The following is a 19,037-nucleotide window of genomic DNA, read 5'->3' as shown; positions in this document are numbered from 1 at the left end:
AGGCCTGACCCATGACCAATACCACAACCATCACCATGAACCTGATCCTGCAGGGCCTCGACGGCGATAGCGCGCGCCTCGAACGCATCGCCGCGCTGGCCGCACCCACGTCCGTCACGCGCCTCGGTCCGAATGCCGTGCGCTGCGAGCAGATCGCCTATTCGCCAGCCCTGCGCCCCACCATCGAAGTGGCGGCCCAGGCGGCGCAGCTGGACGCGACCTACATGATGGGCCAGCGCGAACTCAGTGAGTTCAAGCTGGTGGCGATGGACATGGATTCGACCCTGATCACCATCGAATGCATCGATGAAATCGCCGACATGCAGGGCCTCAAACCGCAAGTGGCGGCCATCACGGAAGCGGCCATGCGCGGCGAACTCGATTTCGCGGCCAGCCTGAAGCAGCGCGTGGCCCTGCTCGAAGGCCTCGATGCATCGGCCCTGCAGCGCGTCTACGACGAGCGCCTGAAGCTGTCGCTCGGTGCCGAGAAGATGCTGGCGGCCGTGCAGGCGGCCGGCCTGAAGACCCTGCTGGTCTCGGGCGGCTTTACCTTCTTCACCGAGCGCCTGAAAGAGCGCCTCGGCCTCGACTACACGCACGCGAACGAACTGGAAATCGTTGACGGCAAGCTGACGGGTAAAGTCTTAGGGGGCATCGTCGACGCCGAGGAAAAGCAGCGCACGGTGGAGCGCGTGTGCGCGGAGATGGGCATTTCCCCATCGCAGGCCATCGTCATGGGCGACGGCGCCAACGACTTGAAAATGATGGGCATCGCCGGCCTGTCCGTGGCCTTCCGCGCCAAGCCCGTGGTGCGCTCGCAGGCCGATGTGGCGCTGAACTTTGTGGGACTCGATGGCTTGCTCAACGTGTTGAGCTGAGCCGGGGCCAAGTTCGCGGCGCCGGACGGTGCGCGCACGGTTGCATAAGTTTGCTATATTGCAAACTTATATTCACCCCGCCAGCCCACCGTGAAAGAACACCGCATGCCGCCACCGCTGCCAGAAGAAATACAACTCCACCTGGATGTGTTCGTCGCCGCCGCGCAAACGGCCTTCGGCGCCGACCTGGCCGCCGCCGTGCTGTTTGGCTCGGCCGCCGACGGCCAGTTGCGCGCCACGTCCGACGTCAACCTGCTGTTGCTGCTCAAGCGCTTTACGCCGCAGGCGGCCGATGCGCTGCGCGCTCCCTTGCGCCTGGCGCACGCCGCCATCGACTTGCAGGTGATGTTCCTGCTCGAAAGCGAATTGACGCAGGCTGCCGACGCCTTCGCCGTCAAGTTCGCCGACATCATCGCGCGCCACCGCGTCTTGCTGGGCAATGATCCTTTCGCCAGCCTGCACACGAGCCGCGATGCCGTGCTGCGCCGGCTGCGGCAAGTGCTGCTGAACCAGCAGGTGCGGATGCGCGAACGCTATATGCTATTGAGCCTGAATGAAGAACAGCTGGCCGGCGCCATCGCCGACGCCGCCGGTCCCTTGCGCTCGGCCGCCGCCTCGCTGGCGCAGCTGGAGGGCAAGTCTGCGCTGTCCGGCAAGCAGGCGCTCGAAGCGTTTGTCGACCAGCTGGGCGAACCGTCGCTGCACGCAGCCTTGCAAGCGATGTCGGCGGCGCGCGAAACGGCGCGCCTGGCGCCGGGGCAAGCCCTGCCCGCCTTCACAAGCCTGATGACGATGACCGAACGCCTGCGCGAGCACGCGGAGCAGATGCGGTGAACGGTCTCAATCCCTTTGACTGGAGCGGACCGTGGTTCCTGCTGGCCTATCTGATCTTCGGCCTGCTCGTGTACTACGGCGTGCGCGAGCTGCTGATCCGCCAGGAAGTGCGCAATCCGCACGCCCAGCTGACACTCGCCGACGATCCCTACCGCATCGCCTTCTTGCGCGGCGGCGCCCTCGAAGCCGTGAAGATCGCCGCCATCGTGCTGGTCGACCGCGGCTTGCTGCGCGCCGATGGCCCGCTGCTCGAAACGGCCAGCGCCGACAGCCTGCGCTTCGCCAGCCACGACATCGAACGCGACGTGCTGCGGCTGTACCTGGGCCGCCAAGGCCATAGCAAGGAACTGGCCGTGCAGGCCGGGATGCTGCCATCGTGCCGCGCCTACCAGGAGACCTTGACGCAGCAGGAATTGCTGGTCGGCCCGCCGCTGCTGCGCCGGCGCGAACGCATCACCTGGGCCGCGCACTGGCTGCTGGTGACGGTGGCCGGCGTCAAGGCCGTCATCGCCATCAGCCGCCAGCACTACAACCTGCTGTTCCTGGCAGTCCTGCTGGCGATTTTTCTCCTCATGCTGCGCGGCCTGCGCACCCAGGCGACCAGCTGGAGCGCGCAGCGGCTGCTGACCGACTTGCGCATGCTGTTTGGCCGCCTGAACATGCGCTCGGCGCGCCTGCAGGCAGGCAGCAGCAGCGCGGACATGGCACTGCTGGCCGCCATCTTCGGCATCGGCGCCCTGCCCTTGTCCGTGTACGGATATGTCGCCGAGCTGTACCCGGCGCCCCGGCACAGTTCGGGCGGCGACTCGTCGTCCGGCGGCACGGGCGACTCGGGCGGCTCTTCATCGGGCGGCGACGGCGGCGGTGATGGCGGCGGCAGCGGCTGCGGCGGGTGCGGCGGTGGCGGCGGCTGTGGCAGTTAGCCAGGCAAGCGCACGCGACCGCGTCGGCCTGGGCTGGCGCGGCGAACTGGCCGCCGGCATCCTGTCCCACCTGGCGCGGATCGACGTGCTGGAAGTGATCGCCGACGATTACTACCATGCCTCGCGCGCCGGCATCGCCGCCCTGCACCGCCTGGCGCGCCAGGTGCCCGTCAGCCTGCACGGCGTGGGCATGGGGCTGGCCTCGACGATACCCGCCGACCCGCGCCGGCTGCAGGCGATGGCGCGCCTGATGAAGGCGGTGCAGGCGGAATCGTGGTCCGAGCACCTGAGTTTTGTGCGCGCCGGCGGCGTGGAAATCGGCCACCTGGCGGCGCCGCCGCGCACGCCGCTCAGCGCCGCCGGTGCCGTCGCCAATATCGCGCTGGCCACGCGCATCATCGGCAGCACGCCGCTGATGGAAAACATCGCCACCCTCGTCGCCCCGCCGGCCAGCACGCTGGACGAAGCCGAGTGGGTGGCGCAGATTATCCACGGCGCGCAAGTGCCGCTGCTGCTCGACCTGCACAACCTGTTTGCGAACGCCGTCAATATTGGCGAGCAGCCGGAACAACTGCTGCTGCGCCTGCCGCTGGACAGGGTCGGCGCCGTGCACCTGAGCGGCGGCCACTGGATAGCTGCGCCGGGCGGCGGCCAGCGTCTGCTGGACGACCACCTGCACGACGTGCCGCCTGAAGTCTTCGCTTTATTGACCCTGCTGGCGCGCCATGCACCGCAACCGTTGACGGTGATCGTCGAACGCGACGGCAATTACCCGTCGTTCGGGCATGTGCTGGGCCAGCTGGAGCTGGCGCGCGCGGCCTTGCGCGCGGGGCGTGGCGCATGAGCTCTCCCGCACTGGAAACCTATCTGGCCAGGCTGTACACGGACGACGCCGTGCGCGAAGCCTTCCTGCTCGCGCCCCGCGCGCAAGCCTTGCTGCACGGCTTGTCGCCGCAGGAAGCGGACGCGATGGCGGCGATGGACCGCGTCGGCCTGCAGATGGCGGCGGCCAGCTATCGCGCCAAGCGGGCCGCGCACGGCAGCAGGGCCACGCCGGCGCAACCCTGGTGGCGCCGGCTGCTGGCTGCCTGGACCTGACCGCCTACATCTGCCACAGCCGCAGCGGCAGCAAGCCCCACCAGGCCAGCACCAGCAGCAGTTGCAAGGCCGCCAGCAAGGCCACCCAATCCCATTTCGCCCACGAGCCCGCCTCGGCCGCCGTACCGCGGCTGCGCCAGCAGCGGGCCAGGCCGAATGCCGTGGCCAGCGGCAACGCGCCCGTCGCCAATGTCAGCAGCACGCTGGCCACGGTGACGTCGCCCAGGCGCAGATAGGACTGGAAATAGAAAAACGGCAGCGGCAAGAGCAGCGCCAGCAGCGACAACAGGGGCGCGAACAGATGGTCGCCCCGTCCCAGGCTGCGCAGCGCGGCGCGCCAGACGCCCACCACCAGCACGTACAGCAAGCCGGCAGCACCCAGGGCCAGGCTGCCCCACAGCACCAGCATGCGCAACATCGACGCGCGCTCATAGCTGCGCAAACCGTCGCTGAGCACATGCTTGCCATCTTCCTGCATCAGCACATGCGATGGCGTGCTGCGGTCGCTGGCGCGGAACAGCAAGCCGCCCACCGGTTCCAGCTCCTTCGGCTCGCCCTGGAACGGGATCAGGAACAGCGATTCGCCATCCCATTTGACGCGCGTAAAGCCGAAGACGGCATCGACCCAGGCCATGCTGGCCATGGCGCTGGGCGACGGCACGTAGACGCCCTGCCAGTTTTCCACCGTCGGTGCGGGCGCTCCCTGCGGGGCCGGTGCGCGCAGCGGCAGTTCCAGGTCGCGCAGCAGCAGGCGGTTGAAGCGTTCATAGTCGGCTGCTTCCGCATCCGTGTTGAAGGCCACGAAGAAGGCGCTGTCCTGCTCCGGATAGATGCACAGCATGGCGCGGAAACCCACGGCCGTGCCAGGGTGGCAGGCGCCCACGACATTGTGACGGTCGCGCACGGCCAGCGCCAGGCCGTGACCCGTCGCCAGGCCCGCCTGCGCCGCATCCGTGCCGGCCGGCTCCGACAAGGCGCCCATCAGGGCCAGGTCGATGAACTGCGTACCCTGCAGCTTGCCGTCGCCCATCAGGAACTGCGCCAGCTTGCCCATGTCGGCCGCCGTGGTGGTAAATTGCGCGGCAGGACGCAGGTACTGGGGCACGGCCGGCTGCGCCACGCCATGCTCGAAATACCCCATGGCCAGGCGCGGGTCTGCATGCGGACCTGCCTGGCTGACAAAAGCAAACGTGCTGTCCGCCAGGCCCAGCGGCTGCAGCAGCTGCGCATCGAGGTAGCGTTCATACGGCTGGCCCGTGACTCGCTCGATCACCATGCCCAGCAAGCCATAGCCCATGTTCGAGTAGGCGTAGCGGCTGCCGGGCCGCGTGCGCACGCGCAGCAGATTGCCGCCGCCGTCAAAAGCGGCGGCCAACGGCGTGTCCGGCGCCGGTTGCAGGCTGAAGGCCTGCCAGAAGCGCACATTATCGAGGCCGGACGTATGCGCCAGCAGGTGGCGGATGCGCACAGGATCGCTGGCCAGCCACGGATTTCGCAGCGCCAGTTCGGGCAGCACTTGCTGCAGGGGCGTGTCGAGCGTGAGCTTGTCTTCGCTGATCAGGCGCAAGACGCCCAGCGCCAGCGCCACCTTGCCCACTGAGCCCACCTGCATGCGCGTATCGGCTTGCATCGGTACTTGCCTGGCGGCGTCGCGCAAGCCGGACGCGCCGACTTTGACTGTGCCGTCGGGCAAGACTTCGCTCCAGACGGCGCCCGCCAGTCCCTCTTCCTTCAAGCCGGCGGCAAATTCCGCCTCCAGGGTGGGGCCGGCGGCATGGGCGACAGTGGCGCACAGCAGCAAGGCCGGCACGGCGCGCCGCAGCCAGGACCCGGCGCGCGCGGCCAGGGTGGAATATTGATTTCGCTTCAACAATGTATTCTGCCTTTTTCCATGGACTGCGCTGCCTCGCCGCTTTGCTTGTTACAATTAAAAATTGCGCAACGACGGGAGCTTTCATGTCACAAGATATTATTTTGGATACCCAACTCCAGCAGACCAAGAATCTGGCCTGGTGGTTGTACCTGATACATGGCGCCAGCTTCGTGTTTTCGCTGGGCGCGTTTTCCTTCATTCCGCTCATCATCAATTATGTGAAGCGGGACGAGGCGGCCGGGACCTTCGTGTACAGCCATCACAGCTGGATGATCCGTTCCTTCTGGTGGTATGCGGCCTGGATCGTCGTCGGCGCCATCCTGTGGATCACGCTGATCGGCATTCCGCTGGCCATCATCGTGTGGGGCGTGGCCTGGCTGTGGAAAGCCTACCGCCTGCTGCGCGGCTTCCTCGACCTGAACAACAACAAACCCGTGCCCATGTAGGCGCTTGCGGGCAAGCCCGCATGCTTGCCCCATACCGCTACATCGCCGCGAACGCCCGTTCGATATCGGCGATCAGATCCTGCGGATCTTCCAGCCCCACATTCAGGCGCACCAGCTGACCCGGCAACTGCCAGCCCTTGCGCATGGCGGCGATGCGGTACGGCATCACCAGGCTGTTCGCGCCGCCCCAGCTGTAACCTATCTTGAACAACTGCAAGGCATCGACGAAACGGTCCGTCTGCGCCTCCGTGTAGCGCGCGTCGAACAGCACGGAAAACAGGCCGCCCGCGCCCGTGAAATCGCGCTGCCAGATGGCGTGGCCCGGGCAATCGGCGAAAGCCGGATGCAGCACCGTGGCGATCTCGCTCCTGCCCTTGAGCCAGGCGGCCACCGTGCGCGCGCCCCTGTCGTGGGCGTCGAAGCGCAGCTTCATCGTCGGCAAGCCGCGCAGCACCAGGTAGGCGTCGTCCGCCCCCACGCCCATGCCCAGACGCATGTGCGCCTGCGCCAGGCGGTCGTGCAGCGCCCGCTCGCGCGTGATCAGGGCGCCCATCAGCACGTCGGAACCGCCCGACTGGTATTTCGTCAGCGCCTGCATGATGATGTCCACGCCCAGGTCGAAGCCGCGCAGGGCCAGGCCCGCCGACCAGGTATTGTCCAAAGCCACCAGCACTCCGCGCGCGTGGGCGGCCGCGCAGATGGCGGGCAAGTCCGGCACTTCCATCGTCACGGAGCCCGGTGCTTCCGTCCAGATGAGCTTGGTATTTTCCTGGATCAAGGCCGCGATCCCGGCGCCGATGAGCGGATCGTAATAACGGGCCGTGATGCCGAAATCCTGCGCCAGCCAGCGTCCCAGTTCGCGGTTCGGGTTGTAGATATTTTCCGGCAATAGCACGTCGTCGCCCGTCTTCAGCAAGGCAAAGTCCGCCATGGCGATGGCCGCCAGTCCCGACGGCGCCAGCAGGCAGTGCGTGCCCCCTTCGATCTCGGCCAGCCGCGCTTCGAGGGTGAACGTGGTGGGCGTGCCGTGCAAGCCGTAGGTATAGGCGTTCTTCTCTTTCCAGTCGCCCGAGCGCATGGCCGCCACGTCCTTGAACAGCACGGTCGAGGCGTGATGGATAGCATTGGGAAACGCGGCAAAGCCTTGCGGCGCCTGGTAATCGCTGTGGATCAGCGCGGTTTGCGGAGATTTGGGTGTGGTCATGGCGTCAGGAATAAAAAAAGGCGGATCAGCCTGTGCTGATCCGCCTTGATTGTAAGGGCTTATGCCCTTGCCTGCCGTACGTATGACAGAGTGTTACACCTGCATAAAAAACCTTCAGACCAAGGCGCGCTGCCGCAGACAGTACCTAACTGTACGGCAAGGCAGCGCAACGCCGGCATGGACGTTTTTTACTCGGCGGCGCCCCACAAGTCATGCGCGTCGGCCGACGTGATGGTCACGTCAACGAACTGGCCGACCGCCAGCTTGCGGTGCGGCTCGAACGGCGGCTTCACATACACGACGCCGTCGATTTCGGGCGCGTCGGCGGACGAGCGGCCCACGCCGCCGGAGCGGGTGACTTCATCGATGAGCACGCGCACGGTCTTGCCGACCTTGGCTTGCAGGCGTTTCTTGGAAATTTCTTCCTGCAGCAGCATCACGCGGCCGCGGCGCTCTTCGCGCAACTCTTCCGGCACGGGGTTGGCGATGGCATTGGCCGTCGCGCCTTCGACGGGCGAATAGGCGAAGCAGCCGAGGCGGTCGATCTGCGCTTCCTTGAGGAAGTCGAGCAGATACTCGAATTCCGCTTCCGTTTCGCCAGGGAAACCGGCGATGAAGGTCGAACGGATCGTCAGGTCCGGGTTGATGGCGCGCCAGGCCTGGATGCGGTCCAGGTTTTTCTCGCCGCTGGCCGGGCGCTTCATGCGTTTCAATACGTCAGGGTGCGCATGCTGCATCGGAATGTCGAGGTATGGCAGGATATGGCCGCCGCTCATCATCGGGATGATCTGGTCCACGTGCGGGTACGGATACACATAGTGCAGGCGCACCCAGGCGCCGTAGGACTTGGCCAGTTCGCCCAGCGCTTCCGTCAGCTGCGTCATGTGCGTCTTGACGGGACGGCCATTCCAGAAGCCGGAGCGGAATTTCACGTCCACGCCATAGGCCGAGGTGTCTTGCGAAATGACCAGCAATTCCTTGACGCCGGCCTTGAACAGGTTTTCCGCTTCGATCATCAGTTCGCCGATCGGGCGCGAGACGAGGTCGCCGCGCATCGACGGGATGATGCAGAAGCTGCAGCGGTGGTTGCAGCCTTCGGAAATTTTCAAATACGCATAGTGCTTCGGCGTCAGCTTGACGCCTTGCGGCGGCACCAGGTCGAGGAACGGCGCATGCGGTTTCGGCAAGTGAAAATGGACGGAATCCATCACTTCGGCCAGCGCGTGCGGCCCCGTGACGGACAGCACTTTCGGGTGCACCTTCATGATGATGTCGTCGCCGGCAGCGTCTTTCTTGGCGCCCAGGCAACCGGTGACGATGACCTTGCCGTTTTCAGCCAGCGCTTCGCCGATGGCGTCGAGCGACTCTTGCACGGCAGCATCGATAAAACCGCAGGTATTGACGATCACCAGATCGGCGCCAGCATAGGATTTCGCCGTTTCGTAGCCTTCGGCGCGCAGCTGGGTCAGGATTTGTTCGGAGTCGACCAGCGCTTTCGGGCAGCCGAGCGAGACAAAGCCCACTTTCGGCGCCGCACCTGGCATGGCCAGCATGGCCTCGGGCTGGGCGGAAGGAACGGGAATACGGTGAATTTCAGACATAGTTGGCAGCTAGAAAATGGTGAGGCGAATCGGCTATTGTACCCCGAGCCGCCCCTTGCTGTCAGCGCGGGTTCCTTTTGCTGGCGCATCTGCAACGCTACAACCGCAACTTTGTTCCGGCCACTGCCGTCATGGCAGTGCGCGAATCAGATCCCGCCCCGCATCACCGGTATCAAGAAATTAAAAAATAATGCCACAAAGAAACTAATGACTGACATATAATTGTTTTTTAAAAAACTAAATCAATCCCATGTCTTTTTCCTTTTCCAATCTGAAAGCGCGACGCTCGACTGTCGCGGCTTGCGGTCTGAGCGTATTGCTGCTGAGCGGCTGCGCCGTCAACACCTCGGTGGTCGATCCACTGAAAATGAGCGCGCAATCGGGAGATAGCCCGGTGGTGCTCAGCATCACGTCGAATACCAAGGACATTTACGGTTTCAACACGATCAAGCTGCGCCGCGTGGTGGCGGGTGAGCAGCGCAGTGATTTCAAGCTGGTGTCCGAAAACCTGGTGATGAAAAAAGTCGAGAGCGCGATGGCAGGCGATACTTCCCTGTTCATTGGCGCACTACCGCCTGGCGAGTATGAATTCATCGAGTTGATCGACACCCGGGCCAACAAGCTCTTGCGTGTGTATTCGACCATCGTGGGAAGCTTCAAGATCGAAGCGGGCAAATCGGCGGATCTGGGCCGACTGATTGTGACACGCGGCAATTTCGGCGTGCAGTACGGCCGCAGTGCCCAGGTAGCATCCAATGCGGAATTGATCCGGCGCTTTGCCCCCGACTACAGCGCCATGTTTGGCGCCGCCGCCAGCCTTGGCTGGAGCACCCCACGCCACGCGCGGGACGATGTCGAGCAATTTTCTCGCGCCCACCCGGCCGGGGCCGAGTGCGTCACCGAAATGCCCGATGGCCGGGTGGCTGCCGCCAGCCGCATGGGCGCTGTCCTGATGCGCTCGACGCAAGGTCAATGGAAGATCATCAATGCGCAAACGGTGGAGTCGCTGTCTTGCGTCTTTCCTGTGGACCTGCCCAATGCCGAGTTGATCGCGGTAGGCGAATCCGGCTCCCTGCTACGCAAGGCGCGTGACAGTGACAAGCTGCTTCCTATCGATGCAGGCAACCTGCCGCCCGGCAATCTGCTGCGCATCGGTGGCAACTCCAACGATGGCTGGTACGTGATGCATCGCAAGGGAGATGAGTTAAACATTTTTCATGCGAATCAACTGGACGCTGGCGACTGGCGATCTGTGTACCATACCACCGTGCCCGGATCGTGGCTGCATGGCCCAGGCTTGTTCTGGACATGGCAAGACGCGGGTCGGATCGGCTATGCGCTGGAAAGCGGCTTGATCGGCGAGTTCGATTACCGCACGGGCAAGTTGACCGAACGCTTTAGTCCGCACAAGAAAAACCTGACGGAATTTACCCATCAAGCCAATGGCACAGAAAGCGTCCTGGTAGCGGCCGGCCTGGCAGGCAGATTTCCCGACGCCTATGTTTCACGGGATCGGGGCCAGAACTGGACGACTATCGTTTCGCCATTCAAGGTCCTGATGTCGCCCGTGGCGCCCCTCAATGACGGCAGATTGCTGATGGAGGCCGGCATGTATAACGAGGGCGCACTGCTGGTCAGCAGCGACGAAGGCAAAACCTGGGGGCCGTATGCGCCATACACACTGCGCCACGCACCATTGATTTTCCCCTCCGGCCTCGCTCTCAGCATCCAGGAAGATTTCAAGGGTAACGTCAGCATTTACAGCTCCATGGACAATGCCAGGAAATGGAAGCTCGAGCATTCAAACCAGGATCTACTTTCCACCTTGCAACAACTGAAGCAATAGCATTCAGCATCGGCAGCCGGCGGCAAGACACCCGCAAAGCACAACGGCACAGGAATTCCTGTGCCGTTGCGTGATCCGCATCGGTTGCGGCCTACTTTTTGTCCGTTGGAGGCACCGGCGGAACAAACGGGAACGTGCCGAACAGATTCTTGCTCTGGCTCTGCATCTGTTCCTGCATCTGCACGAACAGGCTCTTGCTCTGGTCGATGTAGTTGTTCATCATGCCTTGCATCATCGGACCCTGGACATTCATGAACTGGGTCCACATTTCCGGGCTGAATGGCTTGCCTTCAAAACTGCCGGCCGACGTGCCCGTGAATTTGTGCTGGATATCGGTGAACGCTTGCACGTTCTTTTCCAGGTAGGATCCCATCATGCCCTGCATGGCGTGGCCATAGTAGCGGATGATCTGCGACAACACGCTGCTCGAGAACATGGGCGCGCCGTTCGCTTCCTCTTCCAAAATGATTTGCAGCAAGATGCTGCGCGTCAAATCTTCATTGGATTTGGCATCGACGACGGTGAACACTTCATTGTCCAACACCAGCTGCTTGACGTCCGTCAAGGTGATGTAGGAACTGGTTTGCGTGTCGTACAGACGGCGGTTGGGATATTTTTTAATCAGGCGGTCTATACTTTTTTTTGCACTACTCATCACAAGTTCCACTTATTGCGCCGCAGCGCATACTGAGTTAATCCGAAAAAAAAGCGAACGTGGGTCCGCTTTCGCACCTGCCTACGTTTTCCATTATAGAGTGGAAAACGGCTCCATTGCACATCAGGGTAGTAGATTCCCGCATTTATTGCAACGCAACTAAAAGTAGATTATTGACAAGACCGGAGATTACGCCGGCCTTGCCTGGCAAATCGCTTTGTGAATTAATCTGCCCTGACTTTAACATACCGCCCCGGCGCCGGCTCGATTGCCGCGTGGCGCTTGTTGCCCGGCTTGGCTGGCGCCTTCACCTGGGCGCCGCCGTGTTCGGCCAGGAAGGCCGCCCATTCGGGCCACCAGCTGCCCACGTGCTCGGTCGCGCCTTCCATCCATTGCTCGGCGCTCAAGGGTTTGGCTTTCGCCGTGCGGGCGCCTTTGCCTGCGTCGTTGCTCCAGTAGCTGCGTTTTTTCTTCGACGCCGGATTGATCACGCCGGCGATGTGGCCCGAGGCGCCGAGGATGAAACGGTTGGCTTTCGGCTTTTTCGGGTTCAGCAAGGCCGTGCTGGCGTAGGCCGCGCCCCAGGGCACGATATGGTCTTCGCGCGAACCGTAGATGAAAGCGGGCGCGTCGATGCTGCTCAGGTCGACTTTTTCCCCGGCCACCGTCAGCTTGCCCGGCACTTTCAGGCTGTTTTCCAGGTAAGTATTGCGCAGATACCAGCAGAACATGGGGCCCGGCAAGCCCGTGCCGTCGCCATTCCAGTACAGCAAGTCGAACGCGGGCGGCTCCTTGCCCTTCAGGTAATTCGACTGCACGTAGTTCCACACGAGGTCGTTCGGCCGCAGGCTCGAGAAAGTGCTGCCCAGGTCGCGGCCCGACATCAGGCCTCCCTTGGCCAGGGTTTGCTCGCGCAGCGCCACTTGCGGCTCGTCGATGAAGACGTCGAGCGCGCCCGCGTCGCAAAAGTCGAGGAAGGTGGTCAGCAGGGTCAGGCTGGCGGCCGGATTCTCGCCGCGCGCCTTGAGCACGGCCAGCGCCGTCGAAACGATGGTGCCGCCCACGCAAAAGCCGAACATATTGAGCTTGTCCTGGCCCGAAATGTCCTGCGTCACCCGGATCGCTTCGATCACGCCTTGCTCGACATAATCGTCCCACGTCAGGTGCTGCATGCTCATGTCCGGATTGCGCCAGGACATCAGGAACACGGTATTGCCCTGCTCCACCGCATAGCGCACGAGCGAGTTTTCCGGCTGCAAGTCAAGGATATAGAATTTATTGATGCACGGCGGCACCATCAGCAGGGGCCGCTGGTGTACCGTGGGCGTACTTGGCGTGTACTGGATCAGCTGGAACAAGGCGTTTTCAAACACCACCGTGCCCGGCGTGGTGGCCACGTTGCGGCCCACTTCGAAGGCCGATTCGTCCGATTGCGAGATGCGGCCCTTCTGCATGTCGGCCAGCATATTGCTCAAGCCCTTGGCCAGGCTTTCGCCCTTGGTCTCGATCAGGGTTTGCTGGGCATCGGGATTGGTGGCCAGAAAGTTGGCGGGCGACATGGCGTCGACGATTTGCTGCACGGCAAAGGCAATCTTTTGCTTCTGGTGCGGCGTCGCTTCCACGGCATCGGCCATGGCGCTGAGAAATTCGGCATTGAGCAGATAGGCGGCCGCATTGAAGGCCGACAGGGGGCTGGCGTGCCAGGCGGGCGCGGCAAAGCGGCGGTCTTTCAGCTCCGGCGCCTTGCCAGCCATAAAGTCAGCCCACAAGCCCGTCAGCTTGGCCACGTAGGCATTTTTCAGTTGCTCGATCGCTTCCGGCTTGATGCTGGCGCCCGCATCCTGCAAAATGCCGGCAATCGGATTGCCCTGGGGCTGCGGTACCATGTTGAACCACGTCTTCCACTGCTCAGGATTGCTGATCTGCGCCATCCATTCCTTGGTCATCATTTGAGGATCGGGCATATTCATAGCTATATAAGTCCATTCAAGAATTGGGGACGCCGAACAAAACCTACTGCGCGTCGGTATAGGCGGCCTGCGATGCTCACCGTACCTTCGTACGGTTGCGCTTCTTAGCCACCTCTCCCTTCCGCTCGCTACGGTTTTGCGCGGCGTCGAAACGTAGTCGAAAAATAGAAAACTTTAATATCAACTGCATGCAAACTCTTACTAATTGCCAATACCAATGATGCTCATGACCGCTGTTGCCTGGATCTATGTCGTCGGCCTCATGGCGCTGACGGAACCGTCCATCGTCGCCGGGGTGATGACCTTCGTGCTGTACTGCGTCATCCCGCTGTCCATCCTATTCTATCTGACGGGCTCGCGGCGACGCAAACGCAAGGCGGCCCGTATCGCTGAACTGAACGCCCGCGCGCTCGCCTCAGCAGACGATAAAACAAAAACGGCAGACACATAAGTGTCTGCCGTGCAGATTATTTGCGCCAGATCAAACTGGCCTGTCTTCCCGTGACGCCGTCGCGCCGGTACGAGTAAAACTGCGCCGCATCGCTGACGGTGCAATATTCCCCGCCCGCCACTTGCGCCACGCCATCGCGCAGCAGCATGGTACGCGCCAGCGCATAAATATTCGCGAGATACTTGCCCGGCTTGCCATCGATGGCGGCGAACGCATCCGACAACACTTGCCGCTCGACGTCATCGCGCGCGCCGTCGCGGAACGCCTGCAGCACGTCCTGCCCCACTTCGAATTGCTGCGGGCCAATGGCTGGCCCCAGCCAGGCGAGGATCTCCGTCGCGCCCTGCGCGCGCATGCTGTCCACCGTGCGCTGCAAGACGCCGTTGGCCAGGCCGCGCCAGCCCGCGTGGGCCGCGCCGACGACCAGGCCATCGGTCGAACTGAACAGCACGGGCAGGCAATCGGCCGTCATTACCACGCACACGGCGCCCGGCTGCGTTGCCACGCTGGCGTCGGCGTCGGGCACGTGGCCGTCCAGCTTGCCAGCATCGGCAACGGCCACGCCATGCACCTGCGACAGCCAGGCCGGCTCGGCAGGCAGGATAGCGGCCAGCCGCGCGCGGTTGGCCGCCACGTGGTCAGGGTCATCGCCCACGTGCGTGCCCAGGTTCAAGCCGCCGCCGCCCTGCCCGTCACCATATGGCTCCTGGCTGACGCCGCCCGCGCGCACGGTCGCGAGCGCGCCCACGTTGGCGGGCAGGCCGGGCCAATGGGGAACAATGCAAGGCAACGGCGACGTCATCAGACCTGTTCCGGCTCGGGAATGCCGGCCGTGGCGATCAATTGCGCGAAATCATCGGCCAGCGGCACGATCCATTCGCACGCTTCCAGCGTGCCCGGATGCACGAGGCCCAGGCGGCGTGCCTGCAAGGCCTGGCGCGAGAAGACGGACACCAGGTGCTGCTTGCCGTACACGTAGTCGCCGACCAGCGCGAAGCCCAGATGCTGCATGTGCACGCGGATCTGGTGCGTGCGGCCTGTTTCCAGGCGACATTGCATCAGGCTCACGGGACGGCGGTCGAGTTCGCCGCTGCCGATCAATTCATAGTGCGTGATGGCGGGCTTGGCGGTGAAGTTCTCCGACACGGCCATCTTGACCCGGTCGCGCGGGTGGCGCGCGATGGACGCATCGATGGTGCCCGCCATTTTCGGCGTGCCCCACACCAGCGCGAAATATTCGCGCTTGACGGTGCGTGCCTGCAGCTGGCGCACCAGGTCCGTTTGCGAAGCCAGGGTCTTGCCGACCACCATCAGGCCGCTCGTATCCTTGTCCAGGCGGTGCACGATGCCGGCGCGCGGCACGCCAGCCAGTTGCGGGCAGTGGTGCAGCAAGCCGTTGAGCAGGGTGCCCGACCAGTTGCCGGGGCCCGGATGCACGACCAGTCCGGCCGGTTTGTTGATGACGATGATATGCTCATCTTCGTGCACGATGTTCAATTCCATCGCTTCCGGCTTAAAAGCCTCGTCTTCCGGCGCGCTTTGCGGCAGAATGACGATCTTCTCGTCGCCATAGGCGGTCATGTTGCGTTTGGCAACTTTTCCATCGACGGTCACGAAACCGGCTTCCAGCCACAATTGCAAGCGGCTGCGCGAGTATTGCGGCACCAGCTGGGCGATGACTTTATCGAGGCGGTGGCCGCAGGCGTCCGGCGTCAGTTCCAATGTAATCGGGGCCATTTCCTCGAAGACGTCGTCGGCGGCAAAATCGCCGTCAAACGCCTCTTCGGCGGCATGGTCAGAAAGGGAGTCAAACGCGGGGTCAGCCAAATTAGGCTTCGGAGTTAATATCACAGCATTCCCATCGGCTATAATCAGCCTATTGTAAAATCTTGGTTAAAACCTTCTTGCAAAACGTCATGCAAAAAAAATTATCGTTGGTAGTCGCTTCAGTCGTTCTGCTCGGCATGTCCGCTTGCAGCTTGTTGCCTGAAAAAGTGGATGAGACCAAAAACTGGTCCGTTACGAAATTATACTCGGAGGCGCGTGAAGAAATGGCCGGGCAGCACTATGAAGCTGCAATCGGCCTGTTCCAGAAGCTGGAGGCTAACTATCCTTTCGGCAACTATGCTCTGCAAGCGCAGATGGAGATCGCTTACGCGTATTATAAGTCGGGAGACCAGGCGCAGGCATTGGCTGCCGTCGAACGCTTCATCAAGTTGCATCCGAACCACGCCAATGTAGACTATATGTACTACTTGCGCGGCCTGATCAGCTTTAACGACCAGATCAGCTTCCTGAACTTCCTGTACGAGCAAGATCCGACCGAGCGCGATCCGAAAGCCACGCGCGAAGCGTTTGCGGCCTTCAAGCAACTGGTCGACAAGTTCCCAAATAGCAAATACGCGCCCGATTCGCTGGCCCGCATGAACTATTTGATCGATGCCATGGCGAAATACGAAGTGCACGTGGCGCGCTATTACTACCGCCGCGGCGCCTACCTGGCCGCCGCCAACCGCGCGCAAACGACGGTCAAGGACTTTGCCGCCTCGCCCGCCATCGAAGAAGCGCTGTTCATCATGTACCGCTCGTACGACAAGCTGGGCTTGACCGACCTGCGCGACGATACCTTGCGCGTGCTGACCAAGAACTACCCGAACACGGCATTCCTCAGCCCGGAAGGGGTGAACAAGGAACGCAAGTGGTGGAAATTCTGGCAGTAAAATAAGAAAAAACCGGGCTAGCCCGGTTTTTTTACTTATTCGCCGACCTTGCGCCGGAACACCCAGCTGGTGTCGTTCGACGCTTCCGGCACGAAACCGTAGCCGTCCACGTCGAACTGCTTGAGCTGCTGCGGATCGCGGATATTGTGGACGGCCGCATAGCGGGCCAGCATGCCGCGCGCGCGCTTGGCGTAGAACGAGATGATTTTATATTTGCCGTTCTTCCAGTCCTCGAACACGGGCGCGATGACGGGCACGTCCAGCTGGCGCGGCTTGACGGATTTGAAATATTCTTCGGAAGCAAGATTGACCAGCACTTGCGCGCCCTGCTCCTTCGCTGTGCGGTTCAGGCCGTTGGTGATGGTATCGCCCCAGAACGCATACAAATCCTTGCCGCGCGTGGTGGACAGGCGCGTGCCCATTTCCAGCCGGTGCGGGTGGATCAGGTCCAGCGGGCGCAGCAAGCCGTACAGGCCAGATAAAATGCGCACGCGCGACTGGGCATAGTCGAGCTGGGCCGGCTGCAGGCTGCGCGCCTCGAAACCGGCATACACGTCGCCATTGAAAGCCATGATGGCCTGGCGCGCCTCCTCCAGCTGCGGCGTCCAGGACGCGTAGCGGGCCACGTTGAGGGCGGACAAGGCGTCGGAAATGCCCATCAGGCTGCCCACTTCGGCGGGCGAAAACTGGCGCATGCGGGCTATGAGCTGGGCAGAATGGTCGAGAAAATCGGGGGTGCTATGCAACGAGGTTGTTGGCGGCGTCTCCAGGTCGAGACTCTTGGCGGGCGAAAGCACGATCAACATAAATTATCACTACAGAATAGAATTGCCGACATGATACCTGCTCCACAAAAACTCGTCCTCGACACCAACGTTTGCCTCGACCTGTTCGTCTTCAACGACCCGCGCTGGGCGGGCCTGCTGGCGGCCATGGAAAGCGGCGCCGTGCACGCCATCACGCGCGAAGATTGCCGCGCGGAATATCTGGTCGTGCTGCATTACAAGCATTTGCCGCTCGATGAAGCCAGCCGCGCCGTCGCCGCCGCCCGCTTCGACGCCCACATCAGCGTCGTGGCGCCGCCCGTGTCCGGCGTGCGCCTGCCCGTCTGCACGGACAAGGATGACCAGAAATTCCTCGAACTGGCGCGCGACGCCAACGCCGACATCCTCATCACCAAGGACAAGGCGCTGCTGAAACTGGCCCGCAAGACGGCCAAGGCCGGCATGTTCAAGATCATGGTGCCGGAAGGCTGGGCATTGCCGGGCTGAGCCGCCAAAGCCCCGCACGCGACGGGGCGCGCTGCGCTAGAATGGGAAACGATTCCACTTTCCGCACCGCGATCCTACCGTTCATGAACAGCCCGTCCCTGCCCCACCTGACTCCCACCCTGACCACCCGCTTGCCTCTGGTGGGCACCACCGTGTTTACCCGCATGTCCAGCCTGGCGGCCCAGCATGGCGCCGTCAACCTGGGCCAGGGCTTTCCCGACTTCGATTGCGACCCGGCACTGGTCGAACGGGTCAGCGACGCCATGCGCGCCGGCCACAACCAGTATCCGATGATGACGGGCGCCGCGCCCCTGCGCGAAGCCATCGCCGCGAAGATCGCCAGCCTGTACGGCCACGCCTACGATGCGGGCACGGAAATCACCGTCACGGCCGGCGCCACGCAGGCGCTGACCACGACGATTTTATGCTGCGTGCATCCGGGCGACGAAGTCATCGTCATCGAACCGGCCTACGACAGCTACCTGCCCGCCATCGCGCTGGCCGGCGGCGTGCCCGTGCTGGTGGCCATGCAGGTGAGCGAACAAGGCTACAGCGTGCCGTGGGACAAGCTCGCTGCCGCCGTCAGCCCCAAGACGCGCTTGATCATCATCAATACGCCGCATAACCCGACGGGCACGATTTTGCGCCCGGCCGACGTGGCCGCGCTGGCCGACATCGTGCGCGGCACGCAAATCCTGATTTTATCGGACGAAGTCTACGAGCACATGGTGTACGACGGCGTGCCGCACGCCTCGCTCTCGCGCCACCCTGAACTGGCGGCGCGCAGCTTCATCGTGTCCAGCTTCGGCAAGACGTATCACGTGACGGGCTGGAAAGTCGGGTACGTGGCGGCGCCCGCGGCGCTGACGGCGGAATTTCGCAAGGTGCACCAGTACAACGTGTTTACCGTCAACACGCCCATGCAGCACGGCATTGCCGGCTACATGGCCGACCCGCAGCCCTACCTGGACTTGCCCGCGTTTTACCAGCGCAAGCGCGATTTGTTCCGCGACGGCCTGGCGGGCAGCCGCTTTACCCTGCTGCCGGCCGACGGCACGTATTTCCAGTGCGTGCGCTACGATGCCATTTCGCAAGAGACTGAAGCGCAGTTCGCCGAATGGCTGACGGCGGAAATCAAGGTGGCCGCCATTCCCGTCTCCGCGTTTTACGCGCAGGGCAAGGAGTCGGGCATCGTGCGCTTCTGCTTTGCCAAGCAGGACGAGACCTTGCGCCTGGCGCTGGAGCGCCTGCGCAGCATTTAACGACA

General features: G+C 62.9%; 19 protein-coding genes. 11 read left to right on the top strand and 8 right to left on the bottom strand.

The genetic code is table 11. The features are described 5' to 3' along the window. The first annotated feature begins 35 nt into the window (after nt 1-35). The 5 genes from serB to IGS60_RS13435 all read left to right on the top strand — a co-directional run bounded on the left by serB (nt 36) and on the right by IGS60_RS13435 (nt 3,733). Entirely contained in the window at nt 36-878 is an 843-nt protein-coding gene (gene serB / locus IGS60_RS13455) for a phosphoserine phosphatase SerB (RefSeq protein ID WP_070218909.1), read from the top strand. A gap of 105 nt (nt 879-983) precedes the next feature. Next, the gene (locus IGS60_RS13450; RefSeq protein ID WP_230504968.1) at nt 984-1,712 is read left to right on the top strand and encodes a nucleotidyltransferase domain-containing protein; all 729 of its coding nucleotides are present in this window, start codon (nt 984-986) and stop codon (nt 1,710-1,712) included. Further along, on the top strand, nt 1,709-2,635 hold the full coding sequence (locus tag IGS60_RS13445) for a TIGR04222 domain-containing membrane protein (RefSeq protein ID WP_230504906.1): 927 nt from the start codon (nt 1,709-1,711) through the stop codon (nt 2,633-2,635). Before IGS60_RS13450 ends, IGS60_RS13445 begins: the two co-directional genes overlap by 4 nt. Next, nucleotides 2,625-3,479 carry a DUF692 family multinuclear iron-containing protein gene (locus IGS60_RS13440; RefSeq protein WP_230504904.1) on the top strand — a complete coding sequence of 285 codons (855 nt, stop codon included), beginning with the start codon at nt 2,625-2,627 and terminating at the stop codon, nt 3,477-3,479. Before IGS60_RS13445 ends, IGS60_RS13440 begins: the two co-directional genes overlap by 11 nt. Next, the gene (locus IGS60_RS13435) at nt 3,476-3,733 is read left to right on the top strand and encodes a hypothetical protein (protein WP_230504902.1); all 258 of its coding nucleotides are present in this window, start codon (nt 3,476-3,478) and stop codon (nt 3,731-3,733) included. The genes IGS60_RS13440 and IGS60_RS13435 overlap by 4 nt, the downstream gene beginning before the upstream one ends. A 4-nt stretch (nt 3,734-3,737) precedes the next feature. Here IGS60_RS13435 and IGS60_RS13430 read toward each other — a convergent pair whose 3' ends face one another. Beyond that, nucleotides 3,738-5,603 carry a serine hydrolase gene (locus IGS60_RS13430; RefSeq protein WP_230504900.1) on the bottom strand — a complete coding sequence of 622 codons (1,866 nt, stop codon included), beginning with the start codon at nt 5,601-5,603 and terminating at the stop codon, nt 3,738-3,740. 86 nt (nt 5,604-5,689) lie between these two features. Between IGS60_RS13430 and IGS60_RS13425 the strand changes: the two genes are divergently transcribed. Beyond that, nucleotides 5,690-6,052, top strand: a complete 363-nt coding sequence (locus IGS60_RS13425; RefSeq protein WP_070220215.1) for a hypothetical protein — start codon at nt 5,690-5,692, stop codon at nt 6,050-6,052. Nucleotides 6,053-6,089: 37 nt separating this feature from the next. Here IGS60_RS13425 and IGS60_RS13420 read toward each other — a convergent pair whose 3' ends face one another. After that, a complete protein-coding gene (locus tag IGS60_RS13420) occupies nt 6,090-7,256 on the bottom strand; it encodes a cystathionine beta-lyase (protein WP_230504898.1) in 1,167 nt (388 codons plus the stop codon). Between the two features lie 188 nt (nt 7,257-7,444). After that, entirely contained in the window at nt 7,445-8,800 is a 1,356-nt protein-coding gene (rimO, locus tag IGS60_RS13415) for a 30S ribosomal protein S12 methylthiotransferase RimO (protein ID WP_170846336.1), read from the bottom strand. 307 nt (nt 8,801-9,107) lie between these two features. Here rimO and IGS60_RS13410 point away from each other — a divergent pair, with 307 nt between their 5' ends. Beyond that, the gene (locus IGS60_RS13410; RefSeq protein ID WP_230504896.1) at nt 9,108-10,703 is read left to right on the top strand and encodes a hypothetical protein; all 1,596 of its coding nucleotides are present in this window, start codon (nt 9,108-9,110) and stop codon (nt 10,701-10,703) included. 91 nt (nt 10,704-10,794) lie between these two features. On the opposite strand, the gene phaR is transcribed toward IGS60_RS13410, so the two are convergent. Both phaR and phaC read right to left on the bottom strand, forming a co-directional pair. Then, nucleotides 10,795-11,358: a polyhydroxyalkanoate synthesis repressor PhaR gene (gene phaR / locus IGS60_RS13405; protein ID WP_010399000.1), complete on the bottom strand. Its 564-nt coding sequence runs from the start codon at nt 11,356-11,358 to the stop codon at nt 10,795-10,797. Nucleotides 11,359-11,582: 224 nt separating this feature from the next. Then, nucleotides 11,583-13,328, bottom strand: a complete 1,746-nt coding sequence (gene phaC, locus IGS60_RS13400) for a class I poly(R)-hydroxyalkanoic acid synthase (RefSeq protein ID WP_070291543.1) — start codon at nt 13,326-13,328, stop codon at nt 11,583-11,585. Between the two features lie 226 nt (nt 13,329-13,554). Between phaC and IGS60_RS13395 the strand changes: the two genes are divergently transcribed. Further along, nucleotides 13,555-13,779 carry a hypothetical protein gene (locus IGS60_RS13395; RefSeq protein WP_230504894.1) on the top strand — a complete coding sequence of 75 codons (225 nt, stop codon included), beginning with the start codon at nt 13,555-13,557 and terminating at the stop codon, nt 13,777-13,779. 16 nt (nt 13,780-13,795) lie between these two features. On the opposite strand, the gene pgeF is transcribed toward IGS60_RS13395, so the two are convergent. Together pgeF and IGS60_RS13385 are read right to left on the bottom strand one after the other, a co-directional pair. After that, the gene (gene pgeF / locus IGS60_RS13390) at nt 13,796-14,581 is read right to left on the bottom strand and encodes a peptidoglycan editing factor PgeF (protein ID WP_230504892.1); all 786 of its coding nucleotides are present in this window, start codon (nt 14,579-14,581) and stop codon (nt 13,796-13,798) included. Then, entirely contained in the window at nt 14,581-15,606 is a 1,026-nt protein-coding gene (locus IGS60_RS13385; protein ID WP_034781141.1) for an RluA family pseudouridine synthase, read from the bottom strand. The genes pgeF and IGS60_RS13385 overlap by 1 nt, the downstream gene beginning before the upstream one ends. Before the next feature lie 89 nt (nt 15,607-15,695). Between IGS60_RS13385 and IGS60_RS13380 the strand changes: the two genes are divergently transcribed. Further along, nucleotides 15,696-16,499, top strand: coding sequence for an outer membrane protein assembly factor BamD (locus IGS60_RS13380; RefSeq protein WP_070220227.1), 804 nt, complete (start codon nt 15,696-15,698; stop codon nt 16,497-16,499). A 35-nt stretch (nt 16,500-16,534) separates the two neighbouring features. Here the strand turns inward: IGS60_RS13380 and yaaA are convergent, their stop codons facing one another. Beyond that, nucleotides 16,535-17,305, bottom strand: a complete 771-nt coding sequence (gene yaaA, locus IGS60_RS13375) for a peroxide stress protein YaaA (protein ID WP_099410140.1) — start codon at nt 17,303-17,305, stop codon at nt 16,535-16,537. Nucleotides 17,306-17,335: 30 nt separating this feature from the next. On the opposite strand from yaaA, the gene IGS60_RS13370 reads away from it, so the two are divergent. Further along, a complete protein-coding gene (locus IGS60_RS13370; protein ID WP_035819658.1) occupies nt 17,336-17,770 on the top strand; it encodes a putative toxin-antitoxin system toxin component, PIN family in 435 nt (144 codons plus the stop codon). An 83-nt stretch (nt 17,771-17,853) separates the two neighbouring features. After that, nucleotides 17,854-19,032 (top strand): pyridoxal phosphate-dependent aminotransferase, encoded by a 1,179-nt coding sequence (locus IGS60_RS13365; RefSeq protein ID WP_230504890.1) that lies wholly within the window; start codon nt 17,854-17,856, stop codon nt 19,030-19,032. The last annotated feature ends 5 nt before the right edge of the window (nt 19,033-19,037 follow it).

Source organism: Janthinobacterium sp. FW305-128 (assembly GCF_020858135.1).
In the GTDB taxonomy this organism is placed as follows: Bacteria; Pseudomonadota; Gammaproteobacteria; order Burkholderiales; family Burkholderiaceae_D; genus Janthinobacterium.
The sequence above is the reverse complement of the archived record's forward strand: the minus strand, read 5'-3'. Positions and strand labels throughout refer to the sequence as shown.